2 protein-coding genes are annotated in these 1,463 nt (G+C 42.2%); both read left to right on the forward strand.

Annotated features, from left to right (window positions below):
• Nucleotides 1-64 precede the first annotated feature (64 nt).
• The gene (ahpA, locus tag C1T29_RS08785; RefSeq protein WP_020451207.1) at nucleotides 65-607 is read left to right on the forward strand and encodes a biofilm-specific peroxidase AhpA; all 543 of its coding nucleotides are present in this window, start codon (nucleotides 65-67) and stop codon (nucleotides 605-607) included.
• An 89-nt stretch (nucleotides 608-696) separates the two neighbouring features.
• The gene (locus C1T29_RS08790; protein WP_020451208.1) at nucleotides 697-1,155 is read left to right on the forward strand and encodes a redoxin domain-containing protein; all 459 of its coding nucleotides are present in this window, start codon (nucleotides 697-699) and stop codon (nucleotides 1,153-1,155) included.
• The last annotated feature ends 308 nt before the right edge of the window (nucleotides 1,156-1,463 follow it).

A 1,463-nucleotide genomic window follows, 5' to 3' on the forward strand; every position in this document is an offset into this window, starting at 1 on the left:
ATTTAAATTCTCATTTTGATATGGGTAGCAGAACCCAAAAATCACAATTGGAGGGATACATAAAATGGCAGAACGCATGGTAGGTAAACAAGCGCCGCGCTTTGAAATGGAAGCGGTTCTTGCAAACAAAGAATTTGGAAAAGTAAGCCTTGAAGAAAACATGAAGAATGATAAGTGGACGGTTCTATTCTTCTATCCTATGGACTTTACTTTCGTGTGCCCGACAGAAATTACAGCAATGTCTGACCGCTATGACGAGTTTGAAGACCTTGATGCAGAAGTAATCGGCGTTTCAACTGACACCATCCACACTCACTTGGCATGGATTAACACAGACCGCAAAGAAAATGGTCTCGGCCAGCTGAAATACCCGCTTGCTGCCGACACAAACCATGAAGTATCCCGTGAATACGGCGTACTGATTGAAGAAGAAGGTGTGGCGCTTCGCGGATTGTTCATCATTAATCCGGAAGGCGAACTTCAATATCAAACAGTGTTCCATAACAACATCGGCCGTGATGTAGACGAAACATTGCGCGTGCTTCAAGCGCTGCAAACAGGCGGTCTTTGCCCTGCAAACTGGAAACCGGGTCAAGCAACTCTTTAATTTTTATTCTCAAATTAGAAATCAGATTGGAAAGGTCTAACATTTGTTAGACCTTTTTAATCGACAAAAATGACAATGGAGGAAAAATCATGAAATTACGCCAGCCGATGCCGGAACTGACCGGCGCAAAAGAGTGGTTAAACGGAGAAGTGACAAAAGAGCAGCTTATCGGAGAAAAGCCGACATTAATTCATTTTTGGTCGATCAGCTGCCACTTGTGCAAAGAGGCAATGCCGCAAGTCAATGAGTTCCGCGACCGCTACAGCGATAAACTAAACGTGGTGGCCGTGCATATGCCGCGTTCAGAAGACGATTTAGACTTGAATAAAATCAAAGAGGTTGCCGCTGAACATGATATTACTCAGCCTGTTTTTGTTGACAGCGACCATAAGCTGACTGACGCTTTCGAAAATGAATATGTTCCGGCTTATTACGTTTTTGATAAAACAGGCCAGCTTCGCCATTTTCAAGCTGGAGGAAGCGGGATGAAAATGCTCGAAAAACGTGTAAACCGTGTTCTTGCCGAAACAGAACAGTCTGCTGAATAAAGATGAAAAGCCCCGTTTTCATGGGGTTTTTTGTTTATTCGGCTCCTCATTGCAAAAAAAGCAAAAAAATTTCCTCTATCCGCCCCTTGCGACAAATGGATCATTAGACACTGTTTATTTTACTTGATGAGTCTTATGTCCTGTTTTTGTTTCAGGAGTATTTCTGACTTTCCCTGTACACAACAAACTGCGAATTCGACAAGTGAGATCTGGCAATTTTGAATATTCTGGATTTATAAGCCGGATTAATCATTGATATTTCACACTTTCCATCACGATTAAACAGTAGAGTCTATTCCTAAATTATG

Source organism: Bacillus sp. MBGLi79, assembly GCF_002953915.1.